At 68.8% G+C, this 22,400-nt stretch carries 22 protein-coding genes; 1 reads left to right on the top strand and 21 read right to left on the bottom strand.

Annotated elements, in window-relative coordinates:
- Positions 1-74: 74 nt before the first annotated feature.
- A complete protein-coding gene (locus OHB00_RS18520) occupies positions 75-1,145 on the bottom strand; it encodes an endonuclease/exonuclease/phosphatase family protein (RefSeq protein WP_406435999.1) in 1,071 nt (356 codons plus the stop codon).
- 510 nt (positions 1,146-1,655) lie between these two features.
- Here OHB00_RS18520 and OHB00_RS18515 point away from each other — a divergent pair.
- Positions 1,656-2,855: an acyl-CoA dehydrogenase family protein gene (locus OHB00_RS18515; protein WP_406435998.1), complete on the top strand. Its 1,200-nt coding sequence runs from the start codon at positions 1,656-1,658 to the stop codon at positions 2,853-2,855.
- Between the two features lies 1 nt (position 2,856).
- On the opposite strand, the gene OHB00_RS18510 is transcribed toward OHB00_RS18515, so the two are convergent.
- The 20 genes from OHB00_RS18510 to OHB00_RS18415 form a co-directional block, all read right to left on the bottom strand.
- Positions 2,857-3,429: a GAF domain-containing protein gene (locus tag OHB00_RS18510; protein ID WP_406435997.1), complete on the bottom strand. Its 573-nt coding sequence runs from the start codon at positions 3,427-3,429 to the stop codon at positions 2,857-2,859.
- Positions 3,422-4,039, bottom strand: coding sequence for a GTP-binding protein (locus tag OHB00_RS18505; protein ID WP_406435996.1), 618 nt, complete (start codon positions 4,037-4,039; stop codon positions 3,422-3,424). The genes OHB00_RS18510 and OHB00_RS18505 overlap by 8 nt, the downstream gene beginning before the upstream one ends.
- The gene (locus OHB00_RS18500) at positions 4,017-4,385 is read right to left on the bottom strand and encodes a DUF742 domain-containing protein (RefSeq protein ID WP_406435995.1); all 369 of its coding nucleotides are present in this window, start codon (positions 4,383-4,385) and stop codon (positions 4,017-4,019) included. Before OHB00_RS18500 ends, OHB00_RS18505 begins: the two co-directional genes overlap by 23 nt.
- A complete protein-coding gene (locus OHB00_RS18495; RefSeq protein ID WP_406435994.1) occupies positions 4,385-4,807 on the bottom strand; it encodes a roadblock/LC7 domain-containing protein in 423 nt (140 codons plus the stop codon). The genes OHB00_RS18500 and OHB00_RS18495 overlap by 1 nt, the downstream gene beginning before the upstream one ends.
- 32 nt (positions 4,808-4,839) lie before the next feature.
- A complete protein-coding gene (locus OHB00_RS18490) occupies positions 4,840-6,594 on the bottom strand; it encodes an ATP-binding protein (RefSeq protein ID WP_406435993.1) in 1,755 nt (584 codons plus the stop codon).
- Between the two features lie 483 nt (positions 6,595-7,077).
- Entirely contained in the window at positions 7,078-8,580 is a 1,503-nt protein-coding gene (locus tag OHB00_RS18485; protein ID WP_406435992.1) for a hypothetical protein, read from the bottom strand.
- 188 nt (positions 8,581-8,768) lie between these two features.
- The gene (locus OHB00_RS18480; RefSeq protein WP_406435991.1) at positions 8,769-9,584 is read right to left on the bottom strand and encodes a 3-deoxy-manno-octulosonate cytidylyltransferase; all 816 of its coding nucleotides are present in this window, start codon (positions 9,582-9,584) and stop codon (positions 8,769-8,771) included.
- Between the two features lie 26 nt (positions 9,585-9,610).
- Positions 9,611-10,177 (bottom strand): NUDIX hydrolase, encoded by a 567-nt coding sequence (locus tag OHB00_RS18475; protein ID WP_406435990.1) that lies wholly within the window; start codon positions 10,175-10,177, stop codon positions 9,611-9,613.
- A gap of 5 nt (positions 10,178-10,182) precedes the next feature.
- Positions 10,183-11,304: an adenosylhomocysteinase gene (locus OHB00_RS18470; RefSeq protein WP_406435989.1), complete on the bottom strand. Its 1,122-nt coding sequence runs from the start codon at positions 11,302-11,304 to the stop codon at positions 10,183-10,185.
- A 26-nt stretch (positions 11,305-11,330) separates the two neighbouring features.
- Positions 11,331-12,332, bottom strand: coding sequence for an NAD-dependent epimerase/dehydratase family protein (locus OHB00_RS18465; RefSeq protein WP_406435988.1), 1,002 nt, complete (start codon positions 12,330-12,332; stop codon positions 11,331-11,333).
- A 32-nt stretch (positions 12,333-12,364) separates the two neighbouring features.
- Complete coding sequence (locus OHB00_RS18460; RefSeq protein WP_406435987.1) at positions 12,365-13,201, bottom strand: aminoglycoside phosphotransferase; 837 nt, start codon at positions 13,199-13,201, stop codon at positions 12,365-12,367.
- Positions 13,198-13,854 (bottom strand): histidine phosphatase family protein, encoded by a 657-nt coding sequence (locus OHB00_RS18455; protein WP_406445849.1) that lies wholly within the window; start codon positions 13,852-13,854, stop codon positions 13,198-13,200. Before OHB00_RS18455 ends, OHB00_RS18460 begins: the two co-directional genes overlap by 4 nt.
- Before the next feature lie 2 nt (positions 13,855-13,856).
- Complete coding sequence (locus OHB00_RS18450) at positions 13,857-14,615, bottom strand: phosphotransferase (RefSeq protein ID WP_406435986.1); 759 nt, start codon at positions 14,613-14,615, stop codon at positions 13,857-13,859.
- Complete coding sequence (locus OHB00_RS18445; RefSeq protein WP_406435985.1) at positions 14,612-15,457, bottom strand: class I SAM-dependent methyltransferase; 846 nt, start codon at positions 15,455-15,457, stop codon at positions 14,612-14,614. The genes OHB00_RS18450 and OHB00_RS18445 overlap by 4 nt, the downstream gene beginning before the upstream one ends.
- Before the next feature lie 31 nt (positions 15,458-15,488).
- Positions 15,489-16,001 carry a topology modulation protein gene (locus tag OHB00_RS18440; protein WP_406435984.1) on the bottom strand — a complete coding sequence of 171 codons (513 nt, stop codon included), beginning with the start codon at positions 15,999-16,001 and terminating at the stop codon, positions 15,489-15,491.
- A 96-nt stretch (positions 16,002-16,097) separates the two neighbouring features.
- Positions 16,098-17,147: a hypothetical protein gene (locus tag OHB00_RS18435; RefSeq protein WP_406435983.1), complete on the bottom strand. Its 1,050-nt coding sequence runs from the start codon at positions 17,145-17,147 to the stop codon at positions 16,098-16,100.
- Positions 17,144-18,862 carry a carbamoyltransferase gene (locus OHB00_RS18430; RefSeq protein ID WP_406435982.1) on the bottom strand — a complete coding sequence of 573 codons (1,719 nt, stop codon included), beginning with the start codon at positions 18,860-18,862 and terminating at the stop codon, positions 17,144-17,146. The genes OHB00_RS18435 and OHB00_RS18430 overlap by 4 nt, the downstream gene beginning before the upstream one ends.
- Positions 18,863-18,870: 8 nt before the next feature.
- A complete protein-coding gene (locus OHB00_RS18425; protein ID WP_406435981.1) occupies positions 18,871-19,821 on the bottom strand; it encodes a thymidylate synthase in 951 nt (316 codons plus the stop codon).
- Positions 19,818-21,569, bottom strand: a complete 1,752-nt coding sequence (locus OHB00_RS18420) for a hypothetical protein (protein WP_406435980.1) — start codon at positions 21,567-21,569, stop codon at positions 19,818-19,820. The genes OHB00_RS18425 and OHB00_RS18420 overlap by 4 nt, the downstream gene beginning before the upstream one ends.
- A gap of 92 nt (positions 21,570-21,661) precedes the next feature.
- Positions 21,662-22,396 (bottom strand): HAD family hydrolase, encoded by a 735-nt coding sequence (locus OHB00_RS18415; protein WP_256964385.1) that lies wholly within the window; start codon positions 22,394-22,396, stop codon positions 21,662-21,664.
- Positions 22,397-22,400: the final 4 nt, after the last annotated feature.

The following is a 22,400-nucleotide window of genomic DNA, read 5'->3' as shown; positions in this document are numbered from 1 at the left end:
CAGCTCCGCCCGCGACGGGGGGCGCGGACGGAACTGGCGGTCCTGGGGCCGGACGGCTCCGGCGGGGTGACGGATCAGGCTGTGAGAGCGAAACGGGCACGGTAGAGATCGATGACCGTGTCGAGGTCGTACGTCACGACCACCGTGTGGTGATCGCTCAGGCCCGTCATGTCGACGACCTCGACTTCCACCACGGCGGGCAACAGCCAGCTGGTGGTGTAAATGCGGTCCACACGGTGGGCCGGGCCGTGGGTGTCGCATGCATCCACGGTCGGCGCAACGGCCGCCAGGCCGGGGCCGCCGGGCTGGAGGGCAGCGTGCCGGGCGACGTCCTCCAACCCGGCGGTCAGCAGGATGCGGTCCGGCTCGGAATCCATCACCCACTGTCCGGGCGCGATCTCATAGCTCCGGTGGGCACGGTGCGGCAGGTCAGCGATGTCGTCGAGCCGGGGGAGCGGCAGTTCGCCGGGGACGAGCCGGTCGGGGGCGACGTAGCTGTTGCTGTCCATCCCGATCGCGAGCACGGGTAGCTTCCGCTTCACCATGCCCCGCCCGTTCGCGTAGCTCTCGACCCGGTCGGCGAGCCGCGTCAGGTCCTCGGCCTCGGCCCGCCGTTTGGTCGGTGAGTTGTAGGAGAGGTGGGCGCAGCCGGCCACCACGTCGACGTCCCGCGTACCGCGCACGCGGAGGGTCATCGCGGTGGGATGAAGGAGCCACCCGGGCCACTCGGTGTCCCACGGAGTGATCTGCTCGAACACCTCCGGGTCGTAGTACAGGGCGGTGGCATGCTTACCCGGGCCGAGGTCGCCGACGAGCTTCGTGATGCGCTTGGACTCGCCGAACAGGGTGGCTCCGCGCCCGGTCGGCGCATAGCCGAAGGTTTCCTGCCGGCACAGGATCGTCGGGCGCAGGTCGGCCAGCCGCTTCTGCATGGCCAGCCACTTCGCGTAGTCGCCGTTGCCGTTGAGCTCAAAGTTGCAGTTGACAATCCTGATGCGCCGAGCAGTCGACATGACCTTCCCTAAGCGTGCGGGCTGTTGAGCGAGCGTTGCGTTTCGCCGAGCCGAGGCCAGAGGCTGTTTGCCGGATGAACGGCCACCGCGAATCCGGCCATGTGCGACGCCAGCGGCAAGAGCGAGGCTCACGGCGGCATTTCGAGAACGCCGCACGGCCCGCACCCGCCCCACCGGCGCGACGGGGAAGGGGATCCTCCCCGTGTGCCCCAGGGCAACTCGGTGCCGAGCGCTCGGGCCGAAGGCCGGTGCGGCGGCACGGCTGCCCGGGGCGGTACAACTCTGGCCGAAGGTCCTGATCGCTGCTACACGGTGGTGGGGTCGTTCGGCAGTCGTTGGAGCGACGTACCGGCCAAGAAGGTCCGGCGAACCACCACTTTCCACCTCGGTGTTGGCACGGTGGGATCGGCTGGCTGGGAGAAACGATGCTTGAACGATTCAACGAGGGTGGTGCAACGAAAGCGATAAATCGTCACGGTGGAGGTGCGGCATCACCCTCCGGACCCGGGATGGACGGCGTGAGCCGTGTCCGCCAGGCCGGCGGACGTTGTGGGAACGGTGGTCGGCCCCATCGGACCGTGGCTCGCGTACGCCGTTGTACGTGCGGGCTACGGCTGCGGGGCCTGTCGAGGGAGGGCGTTGGTGTTCGGTTGCGTCACCACGGAGCGCCACGATGAACTGCGGGCTCAGGTCCGGGCGTTCGCCGAGGCCGAAGTGCTGCCTCGGATACCTTTGTGGGAGCAGACCCGGAGCGTCGATGACGAGCTGATCCGAAAGGCTGCCCGGCGAGGATGGATCGGTGTCACCGTCGACCCGTCCTACGGGGGAATGGGCGCGGGCCATCTCGCGAAGACGATCATCATCGAGGAACTCGCCCGCGCTTGCGGAGCGATGGGGGCCGCGGTCCAGGCATCTCTGATCCCGGTCGCCATGATCATCAACTACGGCAGTGCAGAGCAGAAGGCACGCTGGCTCCCGCCCATCTCCCAGGGAGAGTGCCTTCCCACGATCGCGGTGACCGAACGGGTCTCGGGAAGTCACATAGCGGGAACGCAGGGGAAGGCCCGCCGCAGGCGGGGCGGCTGGCTCCTGAACGTGGAAAAGGCACACGTGGGCAACAGCCATGTCGCCGACCTGCACTGCGTGGTTGTACGAACCGGGCCCGGACGAGGCGACCTGTCGGCATTCCTGGTGGAGGAAGAGCGCGACGGCGTCTCCCTACGCCCGCAGGTGCCGGCCATGGGGCTGAACGGGTTCTCCTTCGGCACGGTGGTCATGGAGGACGTGTGGGTGCCGGAGGAGAACCTGCTGGGGATGGTGGGCGAAGGCGAAGACGCGGCCGACTCCTCCAGCGTCCTGTACGGACGGGCCAATCTGGCCGCGGTCTCCCTCGGCGTGCACCGGGCAACCCTGGATGAGACGCTGCGGTTCGCCGACGAGACGGAACGCTACGGCAGGCCGCTGAGCCGGCTGAGCACCGTGGAGCAGCGGCTGGGCCAGATGGTCGCCAACCTGGAGACGGCCGGGACTCTCGCCTATGCCGCGGCCAGCATGCAGGACCGTGGCCTGGCCTGCGACGGCGCGTTGATGACGGCGAAGCTGATGAACTACGAACTCGGCGTGAAGTCAGCACGGTTGGCCATGGAGGTGCATGCCGCGTGCGGGGTGTTCACCGACCGGCCGCTGGAGCGGTTCTTCCGGGATGCCCAGCCGATCTACGCGCCGGCCGGGACATCCGACGTCCAGCGGCTACGGCTGGCCCGGCTGGCACGGGGCGCGACGGCGGGAGCGCAGTGGTCCCAGCGGTTTGCTGCCCCCGCGCCGTCGATGGTCTCCGTGTGAACTACGACAATGCGTCGATGCGCCGGTCGAGGAGGTATTGGCCCTGTGCCCCCCGCTCCTTCATGTAGTCGAGCATCCGCCGGCCGTCTTCCATCGGGCGGATGTCACGGCCGACCACGCAGATCGTCATGAGGGCGATGCCCATCTCCTTGTCCATCAGCCGGATGCCCATGTAGGTGCGGATACCGACCAGGTCCACGACCTCGTTGCCCGCGAAGTCGGGCTTCATGCACACGTCGGGAAGGATCAGGGCCTTCGTCCGGTCCAGGGTCTCGGGGCAGTAGCCGTGTTCCAGCGGCATGACCCGTCCCACGGCGGCGGCCAGGGCATCGGCCTCCGCGGCGGAGCCGAGTTCGTCTCCCGAGGGCAGGTGCATGCCGGTGAAGAACTGGCGGTCCGAGATCGCGTTGGCCATCGCCAGTGCCCCGGGTACTCCTGAATCACGGGCCAGGGCCGTGGTGAAGCGGTCGAACTCTTCGTCGGGACGGTCGGCGAGGCCGAGTTGGTGCAGCCGTGCCATCCGATGCGGTGTCTGGGCGTGCAGGGTGCGCTGGGTACGGGTGAGGTCAGACATGCTCTCTCCGGGAGGCGGAAGGGGGTGAATGGCGTGCGCGGACGGCCATGACGTGCGCGTGCTTGACGAGGGTGATCAGTACGAGGCGGGCCGAGCGGGAGTCACGGGCGTCGCATCCGACGACCGGCGTTTCCGCCTCAAGCCGCAGCGCAGCGCGGACCCAATCGAGCGGGTAGCGGTCAGCCCCTTCGAACAGGTTGACGGCGACGATGAAGGGCAGATCCCGCCGCAGGAAGTAGTTGATGGAGTCGAAGCAGTCCTCCAGGCGACGGGTGTCGGCCAGGACCACGGCGCCGAGGGCGCCTTCGACGATGTCGTTCCACATGAACTGGTAGCGCTCCTGGCCTGGAGTGCCGAAGAGGTATAGGGCCAGGTTCTGGCTGTCGAGACTGATGCGGCCGAAATCGAAGGCCACCGTGGTGGTGGTTTTGCCCTCGACGCCGTCGATCTTGTCCGTGCCGATCGCGGCCGTGGTCAGCTGTTCGTCGGTCGAGATCGGCTCGATCTCGCTCGTTGTGCCGATCAGGGTGGTCTTGCCCGCACCGAAACCGCCGGCTATGACGACCTTCACCTGGCTTAGCGGCTGGTCAGAGGGCTTCGAGACCTGCAAGGACTCTCCTCAACGTTTCCGGGTCTTTGGCGTCGGCCTGTTGGGCCGGGATGGCCATCAGGAACTTCTCGGTGATCAGGTCTGCGACGAGGACCTTGACGGCCTGGACCGGCAGTCGCATCCGTCCGGCGATCTCGGTGATCGTGAGTTTGTCCCTCCGGCACAACGCGAACGCGTCCGAGCGTTCTGGCGCTCCCTGGGGTGGATGCGGGGCGGTGCGGCACGCCTTGACCAGCGTGGTGCGCTCCAGGTCCAGGCGCGGGAGGGTGCGCCCTTCATTGACGGTGTACGGGCGCAGCCTGGGCGGGCCGCCGGAGACGTGGGGTGCGTGCTCGGGGGTCGGCATCAGCCGACCACGGCGGCCCGCACCGGGGTAGCCAGGATCGGCGCGGCCCGGGTGGCCAGCATCCGCATCTCGTATCCGACCACGCGTACGTCGATGTCCTTGGTGCCGAGGACCGCCAGCACGCTGTTGTCACCCACCCGCGCGGCGAACATCATGCCGACGGTCGTCTCCATGATCACCTGGATTCCCACGCCGCCTTCGGTGTCCGGCAAGAGCGAACTCACCTGGCCGCACAGCGAGAAGGCGCCGACCGCGACGGCGCCCAGCCGGTCCGCATCATCCTTGTCCATGCCGTAGAAGTGCTTGAGCATGCCGTCCGAGGACGACACCGCGGCGCCGGTCGCCGAGGGGACGGTGTCGACGAGTTTGGACAGCAGCCAGTCCAGGCCGCCGATGCCGTCGGTCGGGGTGTCGGTGGTCACTGTGATCTTCTCCTTGGATCAAAGGGTGGGGGTCAGCTGGCGGGAGCAGGTTGCTCGGGTCCTGCGCCGTCATCACGCGCGGCTGAGTGCCATCCGCTGGTGAACTGGTCGGCCAGCTGCCAGTTGTGTTCAGGCTGAGGGGCGTCGTCGCCCGTGCGTGCCCCGGTCTGCGTCGGGTTCGTCTCGGGAGACTGCGGAAGGTCGGGACGCACAGGGAGGGGGCGCAGGCCCCCGACCGGGCCGGGTGTACCGCCGTCGACCAGGTACAGCGTGGCCGTCTCCGCGGAACCTGCTATCGCGGGCGCGGGTGTTGGCCCTGTGGGCCGGCCCGTCGGCGTGCTCGGGTGGGCGACAGCGCTCCGTGCCCCTGCGGCCGGGGAGATCTGGTGGGTAGGTGTCGCTGCCGACGGTCGTGGCGCGGGCGAGGGGGCTGCCGGCCTACGGGCGACCCGTCGCTGTAGCTCGGCTACCTCCAGGTGGCCGGCTTCCAGAAGCGCGTGCGGTACGACGACTGCGGCCTGGATCCCGCCGTACATGTTCTGGCGGAGCTGGACCGTGATGCCGTACCGGCGGGCGAGCGAGGCGACGACGAACAGTCCGTTCTGGCCTGCCGAGATCAACCGCGCACCGGCGTCGGAGGATTCGTGGTCGGCGAGAAGGGCGTTCATCTCAGCGAGGATCTCGGGCTCCATGCCGACACCCTTGTCGTCGATCTCCACCAGCAGTCCGACGGGGATGAGCGAGGCACTCACGTCCACCCGGGTGGACGGATTGGAGAAAGCGGTGGCATTCTCCAGCAGCTCGGCCAGCAGGTGAGTCACCGAGGCCACGGCGTACCCGGGAAGGTGGGCGTCTGGAGCGATGATCACCTTGGCTCGCGCATAGGTGTGGATCTCCTGGATGCCCAGCCTGAGCACGGCCCTGACGGACTGAGGGTCCTCATCGCGCGACGACTGGACACCGCCCATCACGGCCATACTTTCCGCCGCCCGATTGATGCGGGTGATGTCGTGGTCCACGCTGTACAGAGCCGCCAGGTGGTCGGGATCCTCGACATCGCGCTCGACGTCGTCCAGCTTCGCTAGCGCCGCGTTGCCCAGGCTCTTCAGCCGGTCGGAGAAGTTGACGAAGACCTGCACCCGCTGACCCGCCGCCTGCGTCATGGCGTTCCCCACCACCGCCCGGTAGGCGCTCAGCTCATGCGCCAGGCGGGCGAACGGGTGGTCACCCTCGATATCGGACGCGGTAGCAGCCACGACTGGGCGCTGACCTCGCTGCAACCGGGAGGCCGACTGCCGGGCCTCCTCTCCGCCAGCGGCTACCTGTTTGTGCAGGTACTCCAGCCACTCCGCGACGAGCCGGGTCTCCCTCTCGACTTCGCGGCCAACCGTCGTTGCGTGGTGAAAGGAGGCCACCAGCACGATGGCCCCGGCCGCGGTGACACCCGCGATCAGCCAGGCGGCAGCCTTCGGGGGGAAGCCTGTCGTACCGACGAACATGCCGGCGGCCACCGTCAGAAGGAGCATGAATCCGGCAGGAGCCACTGCCAGCACGATCAGCCGCCGGCGCAGCGCCCGGGCTGCCGGGTCGGGTTCCTGGCGAATCCGGCGGTGCCGGACTCCCCTGCGGGCCGGGCCCGGCGATTCGGCAGCGGGCGAAGTGAATGCAGACATCGATGTCCTCGAAACGACAGGATGGATTGAGCTCCGGCTCGGTGCCGACGCGTCGCTGACCGCCCGATGCCGGCGAAACTCGCTGCCGTGAACCAGCCGTGCCGACGGCGTCAAGCTGCCGCCCCGGCCGGCTACACGTGGACGCTGCCACGACGCTGAGACCCGTCGAACGCGTCGCCTCGGCAGCAGTCCACGGCCCCGTAGGAAAGCCTGCTCCCGCCAGCATCAGGAGTAACGAAGAGCTTGCTCGCTTCAACCGGTCGTCGCTACACCTGAAGTAGTCGTTCGTGAGTCGTTTCAAGATGCACGGGGACCACTGGCCGGGGCAGATTCGGGCTTTCCGAATGAATCGGCGTCGGGAACGAGAGCGAGAAGGGCGGAACGACACCGGAACGATGGGCAGGCTGTGCCGGAGCCGCTTCCGGGATGGGCGGGAGTCGCCCGGGTCGATCAACTCCCCTTGAGGGCAGGGTAAAAGCGAGTCCCGGTGCTCGTGAGGACACGGAAATGACGCCACCCTGTACCGTATTCGTCACGGCCCAGGGTGACTTCGGGCCATTCGTTCGGCCCGCTGATTCACGGCGATGCCGTGTGTCCTCAGGAGGCGAGGTCGAATTCGCCGAGGAAGCGCAGGACTCGGTCGATTTCGCCTGTGTGGATCAAGCGGTTTCGCGCCCGTAGCAGGCCGGCAGTGCCGTACCCGCCGAGTTCGCGGCAGCGCTCGACCAGTCGGGGCCAGTCCTGGCCGAGACCGAGGTACTCGGCGAACGCCCGTATCCGCTCGGCAGGTGTGGCACCCTCGGCGATGGTGCCCGTCCGAGCATGATGGACCGCTTGGGCGAAGGCATCGGATGCGCCTCTGGCATCGACGCTCTCCACGTTCCATACCGCGTCGGGAGCCAGCCAGTCGGCCACGATGACGCGCCGGTCCGGGGTGAGATGGAATTCGGGGAGCTGAGCGTAGTCCTCTTGCGTGCAGACCCAGACGGTCAGACCGTGTGACTCCATCAATGCGACCATGAGCAGCAGCAACAGCCGTTCGTACGGCTCGCTGCCGTGTACGGCGGATTCAGGCACGCACAGGGCGCAACCGGGGTCGCTTTCAAGGCCCGAAGAGCGGTCACGCATGAACCGCAGAAGGCTGTGGCGTTCGCGGAACAGGAGCCAGGCCGCCGCCTGTTCGCCGAATTGGGCCCGCGACCACATCACAGGACTCACGTCGCCGGCCTTCAAATGCCGCTCGACGAAGGCTGCGCAGGCGTGCGATCCGAGCCATAGAGATCCCACCTGGGAAAGATCTGTATAGGCGGTTCGGGCAGCAGCTGAGCGGCCCTGATCCAGGTGGAAGTCGAGCCTTTCCAGTTCCGTATGGAGAGTGCCGTCGTCGGCGAGAAGACTGTCGTCCAGATTCAAGCAGGCCCACAGGAGAGCGTAGGTCAGCTCGTCGAGCCGGTACGGCATGGGAATCGGCAGCCTTTGCACGGGCATGGCGAGCTGACGCCGTGCGTGTGCCGCGTCCAACGCATAGAGATCGTCGGCTCCTTGGGCACCTAGGGACCCGAGGAGCAACGCCCGGCGCGTGGACCGGGTGAAGTACCTCAGATGCTCAAGATCCTCCGGCCCGATCACTACAGAGTCGGGCTGAAGTGAAGCCTCGTACATCTGGACCGAGACGGACGTGCCGTCCAGGATTCGCAGGCCGTCCAAATGCCACACCCCGCCGGTTCCCGGAACTGGGGCGGCAACGGACAGGAAGGACGTGTCGAACCTGATGTCCAGTCGGTGCGCGGCGGCGAGCGAAGCGTCATGAAGACTTCGGGCAAGTACGAGTTCTCGCTCCGGCGCCGGCCCGAGGAGTTCTTTCACGGTGTGCCCGAGCCAGAATTCCACGACCGTCGCCGCGTCGCCCCGCGGCTCCTGGGTACCGGCACACCACCGTCCCAATGTGGTCCGGGTAACGCTCCTCACCCTGGCCAAGCGCGGGTTCTCGTAGTGCTTGGCCGCTCGGGCGCCTGCGCTGGCAAGCTGCGCCACGAATACCTCGTGGCGCCGCCATCCTCGCTTATGGAGGATGGCATCGAGGAGCGTCGGGTGACGCATGATCTTCCTTTCAATGCGCGAGGGGTGAAAACCTCGATTCGACCCGATCGGTCTGACGAGTCGCCAAAGTCGTCAGCAGGTTGGGCGATCGATGGTGTGTGCCTGCGCTCGGGTGGCCCCATTCAGACGGTGGCCGAGGCTTTCGCGTTACACGAAGACTCAGGCACCGATCGAAGCCGGGATCTCTTCTACCGCTGCGCGGGGGTCTGTTGAGCGCTGCCCCGTTCGGTTGGATCGTGGCCATGCGGTCGGCTGCGCAGGATCGTGAAGGCCCGAGCGAGATCCTCGGGCGTGTCGACGGCTAGGCCCTCGTCCGCGACCGGAAGCATCCGAACGCCGTGCCCGTGCTCGATGAAACGCAGCATCTCCACGCCCTCGGCCTTCTCCAACGGCCCCTGAGGGAGCTGTTGAAATTGCCGGAGAGCCTCACCCGTAAAGCCGTAGAGCCCGAGTTGACGCAGGTATGTGGGGCGAGCCCCCCGTGGATAGGGGATCGGCTGGCGCGAGAACATCAAGGCGCTTCCGCCCGTTCCCACCACGGTCTTCACGACGTTGTGGTCGAGTACGGATGCTGCGTCGACCAGTTCCGTATAGGCGTTCACCGCGAGGTTGCCGGTGGTGAGGTGGTGCAGAGCGTCGGAGACCGCGTCGATCGCGGCCGGCGCGATGAACGGCTCGTCGCCCTGGACGTTGATGTAGCCGTCGGCGGACACGCGCTCGGCGCACTCCGCGACGCGATCGGTGCCGGTGAGATGTTCCCGGGTGCGCATGCACTCGATGCCCAGGCGGCGGCAGGCGGCCTCGATGCGTGCATCGTCGGTCGCGACCAGCACGCCGTCGAGACGCTTGGCCTCCAGGCATCGCTGGTGCACGTGCCACAGCAGAGGCTTGTCCCCGAGCAGGGCCAAGGGCTTGCCGGGGAAGCGCGAGGCACCCCACCGGCAGGGGATGACCGCGATGTGGCGGCGTACGATGCGCGGCTGTGCGAGTGAGGCGGCGGACATGGCAATACCCCCGGTCGGTCGGCGTTTCAGGAACGTGCGGGACGTTCAAGGAGCGCGAGCTTGGCGCGGACGGTCGGCGACGCGGTCTCTTCGAACGGCCGCCAGTCGTAGCCGCTGACCTCCTCGGCCTGGAGCGTCACCCTGTGCTCGGCTGTGAGCCGGAAGACGAAGCGGAAGTCGATGTGCTGGTGCGCCGGTTCCTCCTTGGCGGGGTTGGCGTCGATGTCGTGCACGTCGATGTCCAGGGGAACCGTCTCGAACCCGGGGAGCGGGGCGACCACGTGGTCGGGGATGCCGGCTTCCTCGAAGAGTTCGCGGAGGGCGGAGTGGACGAGGTTCTGGTCGCCCGGTTCGGTGTGGCCACCGGGCGCGAGGTACTTGCCGGTGGCGTTGTGATGGATGTGCAGCACACGGTCGGCGGCGTCGAGGACGATGGCACTGCACGTGACGTGAGCGGGGAAGGTCTTGCGGTTCGCGGGGTCCTGCGCACTGGCCAGACCGGTGAACAGCGGGGCGAGCAGTTGCTGTTCGTCCGGGTGGCGGCGGAGGTATGCCTCGGCGGTGGCGCGGATGTGGTCGGGGGACGGAGGCATGGGGGTCACCTGTCGAAGTGGTCGAGCCAGATCCCGGCGATGGTCTGGCGGTCGGTGGTGGGCATGGTGTGCAGGCCCGGCTCGAAGAATCTGTGGCTGAGGGCGGCGGTGGCGGCGAGGATCTCGGCCTGGACGAGGTGGATGTAGGTGCCGACGGCCGCTCCGTGGACGAAGTTGACGGCGCCGCCGTCGGCGAGCACGTAGAAGTAGTGGCCGGTGATCTCGTAGCGCGTCAGCTGATCGCCCACGGGTATGCGCTGGTAGAGGTCGTGGAGGGGTGTGAGTTCCAGTTCGTCTTCCGAGGAGGTCACCGATGCGAGGTAGGCGCCGTTGCGCAGGGCGGCGAAGTCGTGCTGGCGCAGGGCGAGATTCCCGGTGGCGCACAGGACGAGTTCGGCGTCCTTGACCGCCTCGGTGGTGGTGGTGGTCGTACGGAAGCCGTGGGAGTGCGCCTGCACGCGCCGGATGGGGTCCTTGTCGTAGACCGTGACCCGCAGGTCGTGGGCGCGGAGGGTCTGCGCGATGGCGCGGCCGACCTTGCCGAAGCCGAGGACGCAGGCGTTGCGGCTGGTCAGGATGTCGCCGCGGGCGCGGACCAGAGCGTCGGTGGAGAAGACGATGGACCGGCCGACCAGGTGGTCTTCGCAGTCCTTGAGGGGTGAGCGGGCCACCGAGATGACGGGGCACGGGAGGTGATCGAGTCCGGCGTAGCGCTGGTGGCCGTTCTCCGTGTCCTCCACGACTCCGAGGACGCGGCCGGAGAACTTCTCGACCACCGTGGTGAGGCTGGGGGCGAAGTAGCCGCCGATGTCCGCCAGGACGATGTCCTGGCCTCCCGCTGTGTCCTCGACGTACTCCAGTGCACGGGTGGGGTCGGCGAACAGGTCCCGGCTGAGGTCGTGGACGGGGTAGAGATCCCGGACCTCCTCCAGGGTTCGCTGGTCGATGGACTTGGGCTTGGGCAGGACGGCGCCGATGGTCGAGGTTGCGGCCATCGCGCGGAGGAACGCCGGGCGCTCGGAGAGCAGGTGCGTGATGATCAGTGAGGTGATCGGGCCGGCGGCGGGGAAATGCTCGGTGACGCGCCGGAAGAAGGTGTCGAGTCGTGCTCGCTCGGGGCTCTCCACAGCAACTCCTCCTGAATTCCTGCTGGTTAGGCAGCCTGGCCGTGCATGGTGGGCGCGGCGGTGAGGGTCTGCATGTGGGCGCGCATGCCGCTGTGGAGGTCGACTTGTGCCTGCCAGCCCAGGACCTCGTGGGCGCGACCGGGGTGGGCGCGGGTGGTGAGGACGTCACCGTGGCGGGGGCCGTCCTGCAGCACCTCGATTTCGCGGCCGGCGAGGCTGTTGGCAATGTGGATCACTTCGAGGAGGGAGGCGTTCGCTCCTCCTCCCACGTTGATCACCCCGTGCGCGTGGGGCGCGGTGGCCGCGGCGATGGTGGCGGCGACCGCGTCGTCGATGTAGGTGAAGTCCCGGCGCTGGTGACCGTCGCCGTACAGGTGCAGGGGCTGGCCGGTCAGGGCGGCCAGCAGAGCGCGGTGGGTGAACATGTCGGTGCGTTGGCGGGGGCCGTAGACGGTGAAGTAGCGCAGTGCGACGACGGTGGTGGGGCAGTGCGGCTGCGCGGCGTGGGCGAGGCAGAGCTGTTCCTCGGCGAGTTTGGTGACGGCGTACGGCGACGCTGGATGCGGGTGGTCGGTCTCGACGCTGGGCCCGCCGTCGGTGGTGCCGTAGACGCTGGAGGAGGAGGCGACGACCAGGCGAGGGACGCGCAGACGGCCGACGGAGTCCAGCAGGCGCTTGGTGGCCACGATGTTGGAGGCGACGTAGTCGCCGAACTGGGCTCCCCAGGAGGGGCGGACCCCGGGGATGGCGGCGAGGTGGAAGACGGCGTCCGCGTCGATGAGGAGGGGATCGATGGCACAGCTGACCAGGTCAGCTGTGACGTTCATGTACCCGGGCAGCGACCGCAGGGGGGCGAGGTTGGCTGCGGCAGCCTGGTGGGTGGCCGGGTCGCGACGGTCGACGCCGATGACCGTGGTCCCGGCCTGGACGAGGGCGTGGGCGAGGTGGGAGCCGATGAATCCGGCGGCTCCGGTCACGACGGCCCGGCGCGGAAGTTGGGGGTGCTGGGGGCTCAGCTGCTGTGTCACGGTGCGTCTCCAGTAGCGGTGGGGTTGGCGTTTCAGCTCAGCCGGGTCAGGACCGTGCGGCCGTGGGTGGTGAGGGCGAGATCGTCCTGCTCGCTTCCGCGGACGAGGGCCGTCACCGCCTCGATGGCACCGAAGGATTCGAGGAGGCGTTGCTCGGTGTCGTTGGGGCGGCGGCCGTATCCGGCGTAGAACGCCTCCCTGAGGCGGGGAGCCGCCTGCCAGCGGCGGAATTCGAGACGGGCGAAGTCCCGGATGCGGGCATCACGGCGCATGTGTTCCAGGTCGTACACCCCGAAGGACTCGCCGATGTTCCAGTTCCGCGGCTGGTAGTCGAGGTGGCAGGCCGCGCTGTCCATGAGCGTGCCCGCCAGGACGTCCTGGTGGACGGCCAGCAGTCCGCGTTCGTCGGCGGAAATGAGGCCGGCCTCATCCGCCCGCTGGATCCAGCGGGCGAGGCGGTCTGCCAGGTCGGGGCCGACGGCTCCGGAGCGCGGGATGAGGGTGGCCTGGTGGAGCAGTCGCAGGATACGGCCCGCCTCGTGGTGGACCAGATCTTCCTCGGGCGATCCCGGGGGGACGGTGTCGGCGGGCGTGCCGGACAGCGCGGTCACAAGGAACGTGTGCGTGCTGTCGTGACACCCGACCAGATCGGGCACGTGCCCGTTGAGGTGCGGGGCCCAGGTCCGGTATGCACGGACCTCCTGGACATACCGGGCCCGGCCGCCGTGCTGCTTGGCGAAGTATCTGCGTCCCCGGCCGTCGGCCAGCTGGAGCAGGCGGGGCGGAAGGGACGGGTCCGGTATGACGCGGACGGCGCCGATGCGGTTACGGGCCAGGTCCAGGCGCGGATCGACGCGGGACGTGATCATGAGGTGGCCTCCTGCATGGGGAGGGCCTGGTGGGACGTGTCGTTGTGCCGGTCGAGGATCCACCTCGTCTGGTCGAGCCGGTTGCGGTGGTGCTGCCAGCAGGTGACGGACGCGTGGGTGTGGGTGAAGCCTGCCGGGGAGCCGGGCGGGAGGCCCAGGAGCAGGGTGTGGGCGGCGATCACGGTCTCGCCGTGCGCGGCGAACAGGACGCGGTCGCCCTCGTGTTCGGCGATGAGCTGTGCCAGGTGGGCGCCGGCCCGTTCCAGGTATCCGTTCCAGGTGTCGGAGCCCAGCGCCCAGGGAGTGTCGGGGTGGGCGTGAGGCCCGCCGTCGGCGGCGGTCTTCACCTCGGCCCAGGGTTTGCCGTCGGCTTCGCCGTGGACGGGACCGTCGAGCCGTACGTCCGTGGTGAGCGGGATGCGAAGGGCCTGGCTGATGATCTCGCCGGTCTGGAGCAGGCGTAGGCGCGGCCCGGCGTACAGGGCGTCGAAGGGCTGGCGGCGGTGTTCGTTGGCGAGCCGCCGGGTGACCTGTTCCACCTGGGTGTAGCCGCGGTTGGTCAGTCCGGTGCAGGTCCGAGGTCCGCCGACCAGTCCGTCGGCGTTGCACTGTGCCTCGCCGTGGCGGACGAAGACGAGTTCGGTGGTGATCATGTTCAACCTCGGAGTCTGGGGTAGGCGGGGGGCCAGCCGTAGCTGTAGCCGTTGCGCCCGATGTAGGGGGCGGTCAAAACGGCGTGCAGGGCGAGGAAGTCGTCGAGGCGAGGGCGGTCCGTGGCACCGAGGCGGATGTCGTGGTGCCCGGCGGCCTCGTTGTATGCGCTCAGCGCCGTGCCGATGGCGTCATCGGGGAGCGGTCCGTACGTCAGCAGCAGCGTCGCGATCAGCTTCGCGAGGTCGTACGCCATCGGCGCGAGCGTGAGGTCGTCGGTGTCGACGGTCACGACGGCCCCGGCAGGAGTGATGAGGAAGTTGCGGGGGTTGCTGTCCTTGTAGAAGGAGACGGGCCCCTCCGCCGTCTTCTCCAACAGCGCCAACACCGCGTACAGGGCGGCCTTGTTGGGTAAGTAGCCCTGCTCCAGGCGGCGTTGGAGCGCGACTCGGCGGGGGCCGAGGTAGTCGGCGAAGGCAGTGCCGTCCTGGAAGCGGTGCGGTGTGGCCAGATCGGCGGCCTGAAGGTCGCTGGCCCAGGCGCCGCCGTGGGCATGGCCCAGCAGCGTGGCCAGCGCGGTCAGGTCCTCGGGCTGGACCGGGCGTCCTTCGATCCACCGGTACGTCAGGCTGGCATGCCCGATCACCACGAACGCCGGCAGTCGCATGGGGCGCGCGTGTTCGGTGAGCCACCAGTGGTGACGGACGGCTGCGGAGACCTGATCGGGTGTCTCGTAGAACTTGGTGAAGTGTGCGCTCGTCATGATCGGCCCTCCGGGGGCCGGGCCACGACGAACGTGATGACGGACCGGGCGGTCAGCGGCTGGTCCGGCACGAACTCGTGCAGTACGGCGGCCAGGGCGTCCGGCTGGCCGTACAGCCCCGGGGCGAGGTCGTACTTCGGGTTGGTGGCCAGGTACTCGGCGATGTGGTCGTGGCCGTCGAAGGTGAAGACGTGTTCCTCGTTCTCGACGGTCACGACGTCGAGCGATGTCGCGGCCAGCGCGGCGAGGTTGCCGCTGTGCGCCGAGACGTACAGGCTCTCGTGCTGCTCGGCGCGAGGGTCGAGGCCCGCGGTGGCGGCCAGCTGGTCCAGCTCCCGGTAGCTGTCGAGGCTCTTGGTGACCAGCACGGCTAGCCCGCCGGGGGCGAGGACGCGGTTGATCTCAGCGATGACCGCCTGCGGGCGCGTTGAGTGGTACAGGCAGAACGCGGCCACTGCCAGGTCGCACGAGGTTGTGGGCAGGGGCAGTTGGTGGAAGTCGCCCTGGAGGAAGCTCACCTGCACGCCCTGCAGATGGCGGGTCCGCTCGCGGGCCTGGTCGATCAGGGCCGGGGCCGCGTCGAATCCCACGACCCGCTCCGGGTTCAGCAGGCTGGCCAGCATCGCGCTGCTCGTGCCGCGACCGCAGCCGATGTCCAGGACGACACCGAGACGGTCCGCTCGCGCGTGGTGCGCCCGCACCAGCTCGACGATCGTGTCCGGCACGGGTCGGCCTGCGGTCTTGGCTCGCATCAGGGCGTTGGACCGACCGGCCAGGCGAGACGGATCGCCGTAGAGGTCCGCCTGCCGCACGGGGTCGAGGAAGGGATTGACCTCGGTCATGCCGCGCCCTCCCCTCGCGGGCGCGGATGGCTCAGCTGTGCTGGGCGGCCACCTGTTGCAGCCAGCGGCGCGTCTGTTGCCGGTTGGCCAGCAGCACGACGTTGGATCGGCTGGAGGCGAACTCGTTGATCTTGGCCATGACGCGCGGGCGCATCTTGCGGCGGTACGTCGCCACGTACTTGATCACGCCCCAGTGGATCCGGTTGTGTACCCCGTTGCCCTTGTGTCCGGCCCCGTGCCGCAGCTGCCGGGAGAAGATCCCGTACAGCGCGGAGATCGTGGACACGTCCATGAGGACCACGGTGTCGCAGGACTCCAGCCGGATCTGGAGCGTCGAGTTGTAGTTGCCGTCGATCACCCACCGCGGCTCGGCAACGAGCTCCCGCTGCAGCTCGGCGAACTTGTCCATCGGCAACGCGTTCCAGTCGTCGTCGTAGAACGCGGCGTCCAGATGCGTCACCGGGGCGTCGAGGATCTTCCCCAGCTCGCGGGCCAGGTACGACTTGCCGCTGCCTCCGCAGCCGACAATGGCAACCTTCATCATGGTGCTCCAGCTTAGGGTCGCTTGCGTGCCCGGGCGGAACAGCCGCCGGGACACATCCGGATGATCTAGGCAGGCCGGCCTGGAAGGTCTGTCGCATCAGGCCGCTCCTCGCTCGTTCGCGCCACGGACGAGCGTGGCCAGCACGCTCTCCAGCGCATCGACCTGCCTGCTCAGGCGGAACAGGTCCAGGCGGTCCAGACAGGCCCGTATCAGGTCTGCGTGCTGCTGGCTCCCGGCGATCTTCCGGAGATGGGCGAGCCGTTCGATCACCTCGTGACCGGAGGTCACGATCAGCTCGGCGGGCACGAACTCCTCAACGTGGCGGATGTCGGCCGGCGCCAGTGGCAGGCAGCCGGCGAGCACCGCCTCGAAGATCCGCTGGGTCATCTGCCCGACTGCGGCATACCGCTCAGGCAGCATGAGGACGGTGGCCAGGGACCTGCCATACAGTGCGTGGGCGTCCTGGAACGGGATCCGTCCGAGGAAGTAGACATGCGGCCAACGGTCGGTCTGGGTCCACTTGCCGCCGACGAGGTGCGCCACGTGCGCGGCGGCAGGGGCGAAGTAGCGATCGAAGTGCGCGTCGCGGTCGTACTGGTTGCCGACGTAGCCGAGCACCAGGTCACGCGGCTGCGCGGTGAGTGCGACGGGGTCGGCTTCAGCCAGGAGCCGGTCGTCGACGGGGAAGAGCAGGCGATGGGCGCCCGGTGAGGGTTCGAGGGCCGCTTCACATACCGCGGTCTGCAGGGTGCCGCGCCAGATGCTCTCGTGCCGCAGCGTGCGGTCCTTGTCCCAGATCACGGTCGGCGTGCCGCGCCGCGCGGTATAGAGGGTGATGAGTTCGGCCTGGCGGTGCAGGTCACAGGTGTGGCCCTCGGTGCCGCACGGGGTCGTGTTGCGTCCGTCGATCGCCCAGCGCCATTCGAGGAACAGCGCGTCGATCTTCGGGATGCCGGGGGCGAAGGCGTACGTGCCGCCGAGGTCGTCGTCGGCTTCCAACAGGTCGCGGTTGGCCTGGAGGAAGACGATCTCGTGCCCGCGGGCGATGAGGGCGTCGATGAACGGGCGGCGGTGGCTGCGGCCCCCGTCCGGGGTGTTGGTGATGCCGTTGCCGAGGAAGCCCCAGAAGCTGTATCCGATCTTCATTTGGTGATCCACCGGTCTTCCAGCAGGAGAGCGTCCAGGCCGGAGTCGGCCAGGCAGTCCAGGGCCATGGTCGGTGTCCCGCAGATGGGCTTGCCCTTGACGTTGAGCGAGGTGTTGATGAGGACCGGGACTCCGGTGCGGCGGGCGAAGGCGGTCAGGACCGCGTGCATGAACGGGTTCTGTGCGGCGGTGACGGTCTGCAGGCGGGAGGTGCCGTTGGCGTGGATGATGGCCGGCACCCGCTCGCGTGCGGTCTCCGTCACGCCGGAGGCCATGGACATGTAGGGCGCTTCCTGTCCGAGCGTGAAGAACTCCTGGGCGCGCTCAGCCAGGACCATGGGAGCGAAGGGCCGGAAGTGCTCGCGGTATTTCACGGTGGCGTTGAGTCGTTCCACGACGCCGGATTCCAGGGGCGAGGCGAGGATCGAGCGGTTTCCCAGGGCGCGGGGTCCAGCTTCCACCCGGCCTTGGAACAGGCCAGCGATCACGCCGTGGGCGAGCTGGTCGGCGAGGAACTCGGCGGTCTCGATGCCCAGCATTTTCTGCTGCAGCCCGGGCCACGGGGTGAGGTCGAGGGTGAGGCCGTGGAAGGACGGACCGAGGTAGCAGGCGCGGGCGACGCCCGACACGGGGCGTCGGCTTCCCCCGTCCATGTGCAGGGCGACCGCGGCGCCGAGCGCGGTGCCGGCATCGCCCGGGGCGGGGGGCACGAAGACCTCGTCGAAGATGCCAGCCTTGATGATGCGCCCGATGCTCACGCAGTTCGTGGCGACTCCGCCGCCGACGCACAGGCGGCGAGAGCCGGTGATCATCCTGGCTCGCCGGGCCAGGTGCAGCATGACCTGCTCGGTGCGCTCCTGGAGCGCCGCGGCCAGGTCCTGGTGGACGTCCACGAGCGGCTCGTCCGAGTGTCGCGCGGGGCATGTCTCGGAGGTGAAGCGACGTGAGGTCCGGGGGTAGCCGGAGGACAGCGTGCGCGGGGGGAAGTAGGCCGGGTCGACGAAGAAGCCGGCCGCCGTGGTGCGGACGGCGCGCGCGAACAGGTGCCGGAACCGCTTGGGATCGCCGAGAGCGGCGAGGGCCATCACGGTGCCTTCCTCGTCCCCGCGGCGCCACCCCAGGTGTTCGGTGACTGCGCCGTACACGTAGCCCAACGACGCCGGGTCGTGGAGTGCCTCGACGATGCGGGTGCGCGGTCGCAGCGCTTCGTGACCGTGGCCGATGGTGGTGGTCTGCCGTTCGCCGAGGCTGTCGACGACGAGCACTGCGGATTCGGCCCACCCCGACGCGGCGAAGGCGGCCATCTGATGGGCTCGGTGGTGCTGGACCGGTGTGACGCGGGCGGAGGGGAACAGCCGGCCGAGCGTGCGGACGCGGTGCTGGGTGCGCAAGGCCACCTTGGCGAAGCCGTGGGCCCTGGGTAGCGCCCGCTCGCGTGTCGTCGCCGACAAGGTCAGGCGCAGTGCGCCTGGGGACTCGACGAGGTAGCGGGCGGGCTGGAAGTTGTAGGCGACCGCGTCGACATCGTCGGCGGTGATCCCGGCCTCTTTCAGCAGCCATTCGACCGCATGGCGTGGATATGCCTTGGTGTGCTTGGCCTCGGACAGCCGCTCTTCCTCGACGAATCCGATCAGCTCCCCGTCGACCAGCAGCGCGGCGGCCGAGTCGTGGGTGTAGGAGCACAGGCCGAGAATGACGGACGGAACGTGGTTCATAGCGGCCGTCACCTGACCCCTGCCACAGTGCGGGCGGACGCGGCGCGGCGGTTCAGCTCGCTGTACCAGGACGCCAGCGCCGGGCCGAGTGGGCCGTTGATCCGGTGGGCCCGTTGCCGTGCCGGATCGCGAAGGTTGTCCTTCCACAGCCGGTAGCTGTGCATCGTCTCGGCCATGGTGTCCCAGCCCGGATGTCCCGTCAGCTCCCCGGCCTGGACGTGCCGGAGCAGTTCGTCGAAGCCGTCCCACGGGGTGCGGAGGTCGGGCATGATCTCGCTCGCGGTGAGCGAGGTGAGTTCCGCGGCCTGGTCGAGATGGTGGTCGTAGATGTGCAAGGACCCCACGTGGTGGTGGAAGTCGCCGAGCTCAGCGTCGAGCCACCCGGCGACCAGCTCGTGCAGGACCGTGTAGAAGAACAGGTCGTACGGCAGGCCGATCCACACGTCCTGGCCGCGCATGGTGGTCGTCATGTGGAGGCGGCCGGCGCGCAGGTGGAAGGCGAAGCCGAGCGTGCAGGGCACGTCCTTGTGCCCGGCGGCGTCCAGGGCCGGGTCGTACAGCTGTATCAGGGCCCTGCGGGAGCCGGCGTCCTCCGTGAGGATTTCGACGACGCGGCGCAACTGGTCAACCTTCCCCGCCCAGTTCCGCATCCGTGGCCCATACGCGCCCCGCAGTACGCCGTCATCGGCGTACTGCCTCAACCGGGCGTTGTAGTCAAAGATCCAGTCGGCGTCCGAGCCGGAGAGGTGCCAGACGGTCTCGGCTACCGCGAACGCCGGATTGAGGATCCGCGCTGGCGGCGCGGACAGCAGCCGGGCCCGGGGCTGGGTCAACCGCATGTGGACGTCGAGGACCTCGCGGGTCGCCATGCCGCGGGGCGCGACCTTCTCGCCGTTCTTCGCCAGCGTGACGGCCGCGGCGAAGAGTTCGGCGACGCTGTCGCCGGTCAACTGGGTCATCGGGCACGGACTCCTTCGCCCCGCGCCTGTGTGCGATCAGCGCCGGGGGCATCGTGGTGGACGGGGTCGGGGTATGCGGCAGTGGCGTCGGCACGGCTGAGGATGAGGTGCGCGATGTCGGCAGCGCTGCTGCCGCGCCACCGGCACACCGCATCCGGCATCGTCTGGGCGGCGGGCTGATCGGGACGGGCCAGCGCGGAGAGTGCGTCGGCGACCTCGTCGGCACTGGTGCAGCGCGAGGCGAGGCCGTGGTCGGCCAGCCCGAGCGTGCGCTCGCCTGCCGGGCCGCATTCAAGGACGGGCACGTTCAGGAGGGCCGCCTCGATACCGCAGGTCGAGTACGCACTCGCCAGAGCATCGGCACCGGCAAAGCACCCCCGTGCCCCGATGCGCGGGTCGGCCACGGCTACGAGGGGTCCGTCCTTGCGGCGGGTCAGGCTGGAGAACGCGTCGGCGCTCTGGGCGGGGTGAGGGGCGATGACAAGTCCCCAGTCACCGTCGGCTCGACGGAGCCCGTCCATGAGCAGGTTCGCCTGGGCGCGGAGCCGGTCAGGGCCGAAGGGCTGGCAGGCCCACACCGCGATCCGGGCGGGCTCACGTCCCGCGGCGCCAGCCATCAGCTGTGCCAGAAAACGGCGTTGGGCCTCACGGTCGAGATGAACTAGGCCGTCGAAGCGAGGCTGGCCCAGGACGTGGACCTCGGCGTCGGGATGCCGCGTCCAGGCGTTCGCGAGAGCGGCGTCGCGTTCGCCCATGACCACGATGTGACGGCTGTGGAGAGCAGGCCACGCGACCGACTCGGCTGTCCACGCCCCGTGCTGAACGTGCACCGTATTGATTTCATGGCGATCGGCCACATGTACGGCGAGTGCTCCCAGCGGGCTGGTGTCGTTGCTGACCAGCAGGGTGTGCGGCCGGGCCTCGGCAAGGACGTCGTCCAGCCAGGCTTCCGCTTCCACAACGGATCGCCACGACGGCTGGGTGCATCCCCCGCTCGTCTCGAGCAGCACGGACAGGAGCCGGACCAGCCGGCCCAGCAGCACTGTGTGCTCCTCCACCCGAACGACGGCGCTGTCCTCTTGCGGCCGGAGCCCTTCCACAGCGCCCCGGAGTCCGAACAAACCAGCGGACGGCGAGCACAGTCCCACTTCTCCGGAATCTGGAGCCGGACAGCGTTCCTCCGCATCGGTGGCGAGGTCGATCAGCAGGCTCCGCCGCCCGCCACGCGCGAGGACTTCGAGAACGGGGAGCAGCGTGGCCGCGTGACGAGACGACCAGGACAACGCCACCACATCACTGCTCAAGTCCCCGGAAACAGACGTGGCCGAAGCGGCTACCTGAGGCGCGGGAAAGGTGCGTAATGGCGCCGAGCGCAGCGGGTTGTGCGGGGCTGCCGCGCCCAGTACGAAGGCCACACCGGACCAGCTGACGGTGTAGGACCGGTACTCCCGCGAACTGCTCGACCGCACCCCGACGAGCCCCTCGTACGGAGCGAGCGTCATCGAGCCGGGGGCCTTCGCGAACGGCTCCCAGGCAGTGAGCGCCATCAGCCTGCGCACCATTTGCGCCACCAGACGCCGTACCGGCACATGCTGCACGTAGAGCCATCCCGCGCCGCCCGGTGTCGCCGCGAGGTGCGCGCCGTACGTCTCAAGGGCACCCATGATCCGGTCGACGTGCTCATCCACCTCGCCCGAGTCGAGCGGCAGGGCCTCCAGGTCGCGTGTGGTGATCTGCTCCGCGCGCATGTTGGCGAGAGCGCCCTCTCCCACCAAGGCCCACAACGGCTGCCCAGCGGCACCGGTCCGGACCAGGCCGAGGGCGCTGTGCCCGACTTCCCTCACAACAGGCCCCCTTCGATGAACGGGGCCGGAGGGGTGGTGACGCCGAGGAGGTGTAACAGCTCTCTGGGTGATTCGGCGACCACGGGAGACGGGCCATTCGGACGGCCGTATCCCCAACCCGCATGGATATAGGGGACGCCGGCCCGGCGGGCAGCCTCCTGGTCGACCGCCATGTCGCCCACGAATTTCGCGTCGGCCGGATCAGTGCCGAGGTCGATCAAGGCGAGCAGGAGCGGGTCCGGCGCCGGCTTACCCCGCCCCGGCCCGCCGGGTCCGCGAACCGTCGCGAATGGGCAGCCCAGTTCCGCGAGAAGAGGGGCTGCCCGGAGCAGCGGCTTGGACGTGACGACCCCGAGCGACCAGCCGGCGGCAGCGACCGCGAGAAGCACGTCCGTGATGCCATCGAACGCTCGGGCCAGGTGGGCCGCAGCCGCAGACGCTTCCGTGTATGTCCGGTGGATCTCCTGGGCGTTGGGCAGGCCGAGACGTTCCATGATGTCGTCGAAGGGGCGGCCGAGGTGTTCTTGGTACGCCGAGAAGGGCACCACGAGGCCGTGTGCCTCCTGGACTGCGCGCCAGGCACTCTCCATCACCGGAAGCGTGTCGACCAGGACACCGTCCAGGTCGAGGAGGAGGCCAGGCCCGGCCTCGGAGCCGGAGTCGGCCTTGCTCCCCGTGACGGAGGACGAAGTGGAGAGACATGGTTGGGGAGGCATGGCGAAGGTCTCCAAATAG

Origin of the sequence: Streptomyces sp. NBC_00631, assembly GCF_045206895.1 — a bacterium.
Classification (GTDB): domain Bacteria; phylum Actinomycetota; class Actinomycetes; order Streptomycetales; family Streptomycetaceae; genus Streptomyces.
The sequence above is the reverse complement of the archived record's forward strand: the minus strand, read 5'-3'. Positions and strand labels throughout refer to the sequence as shown.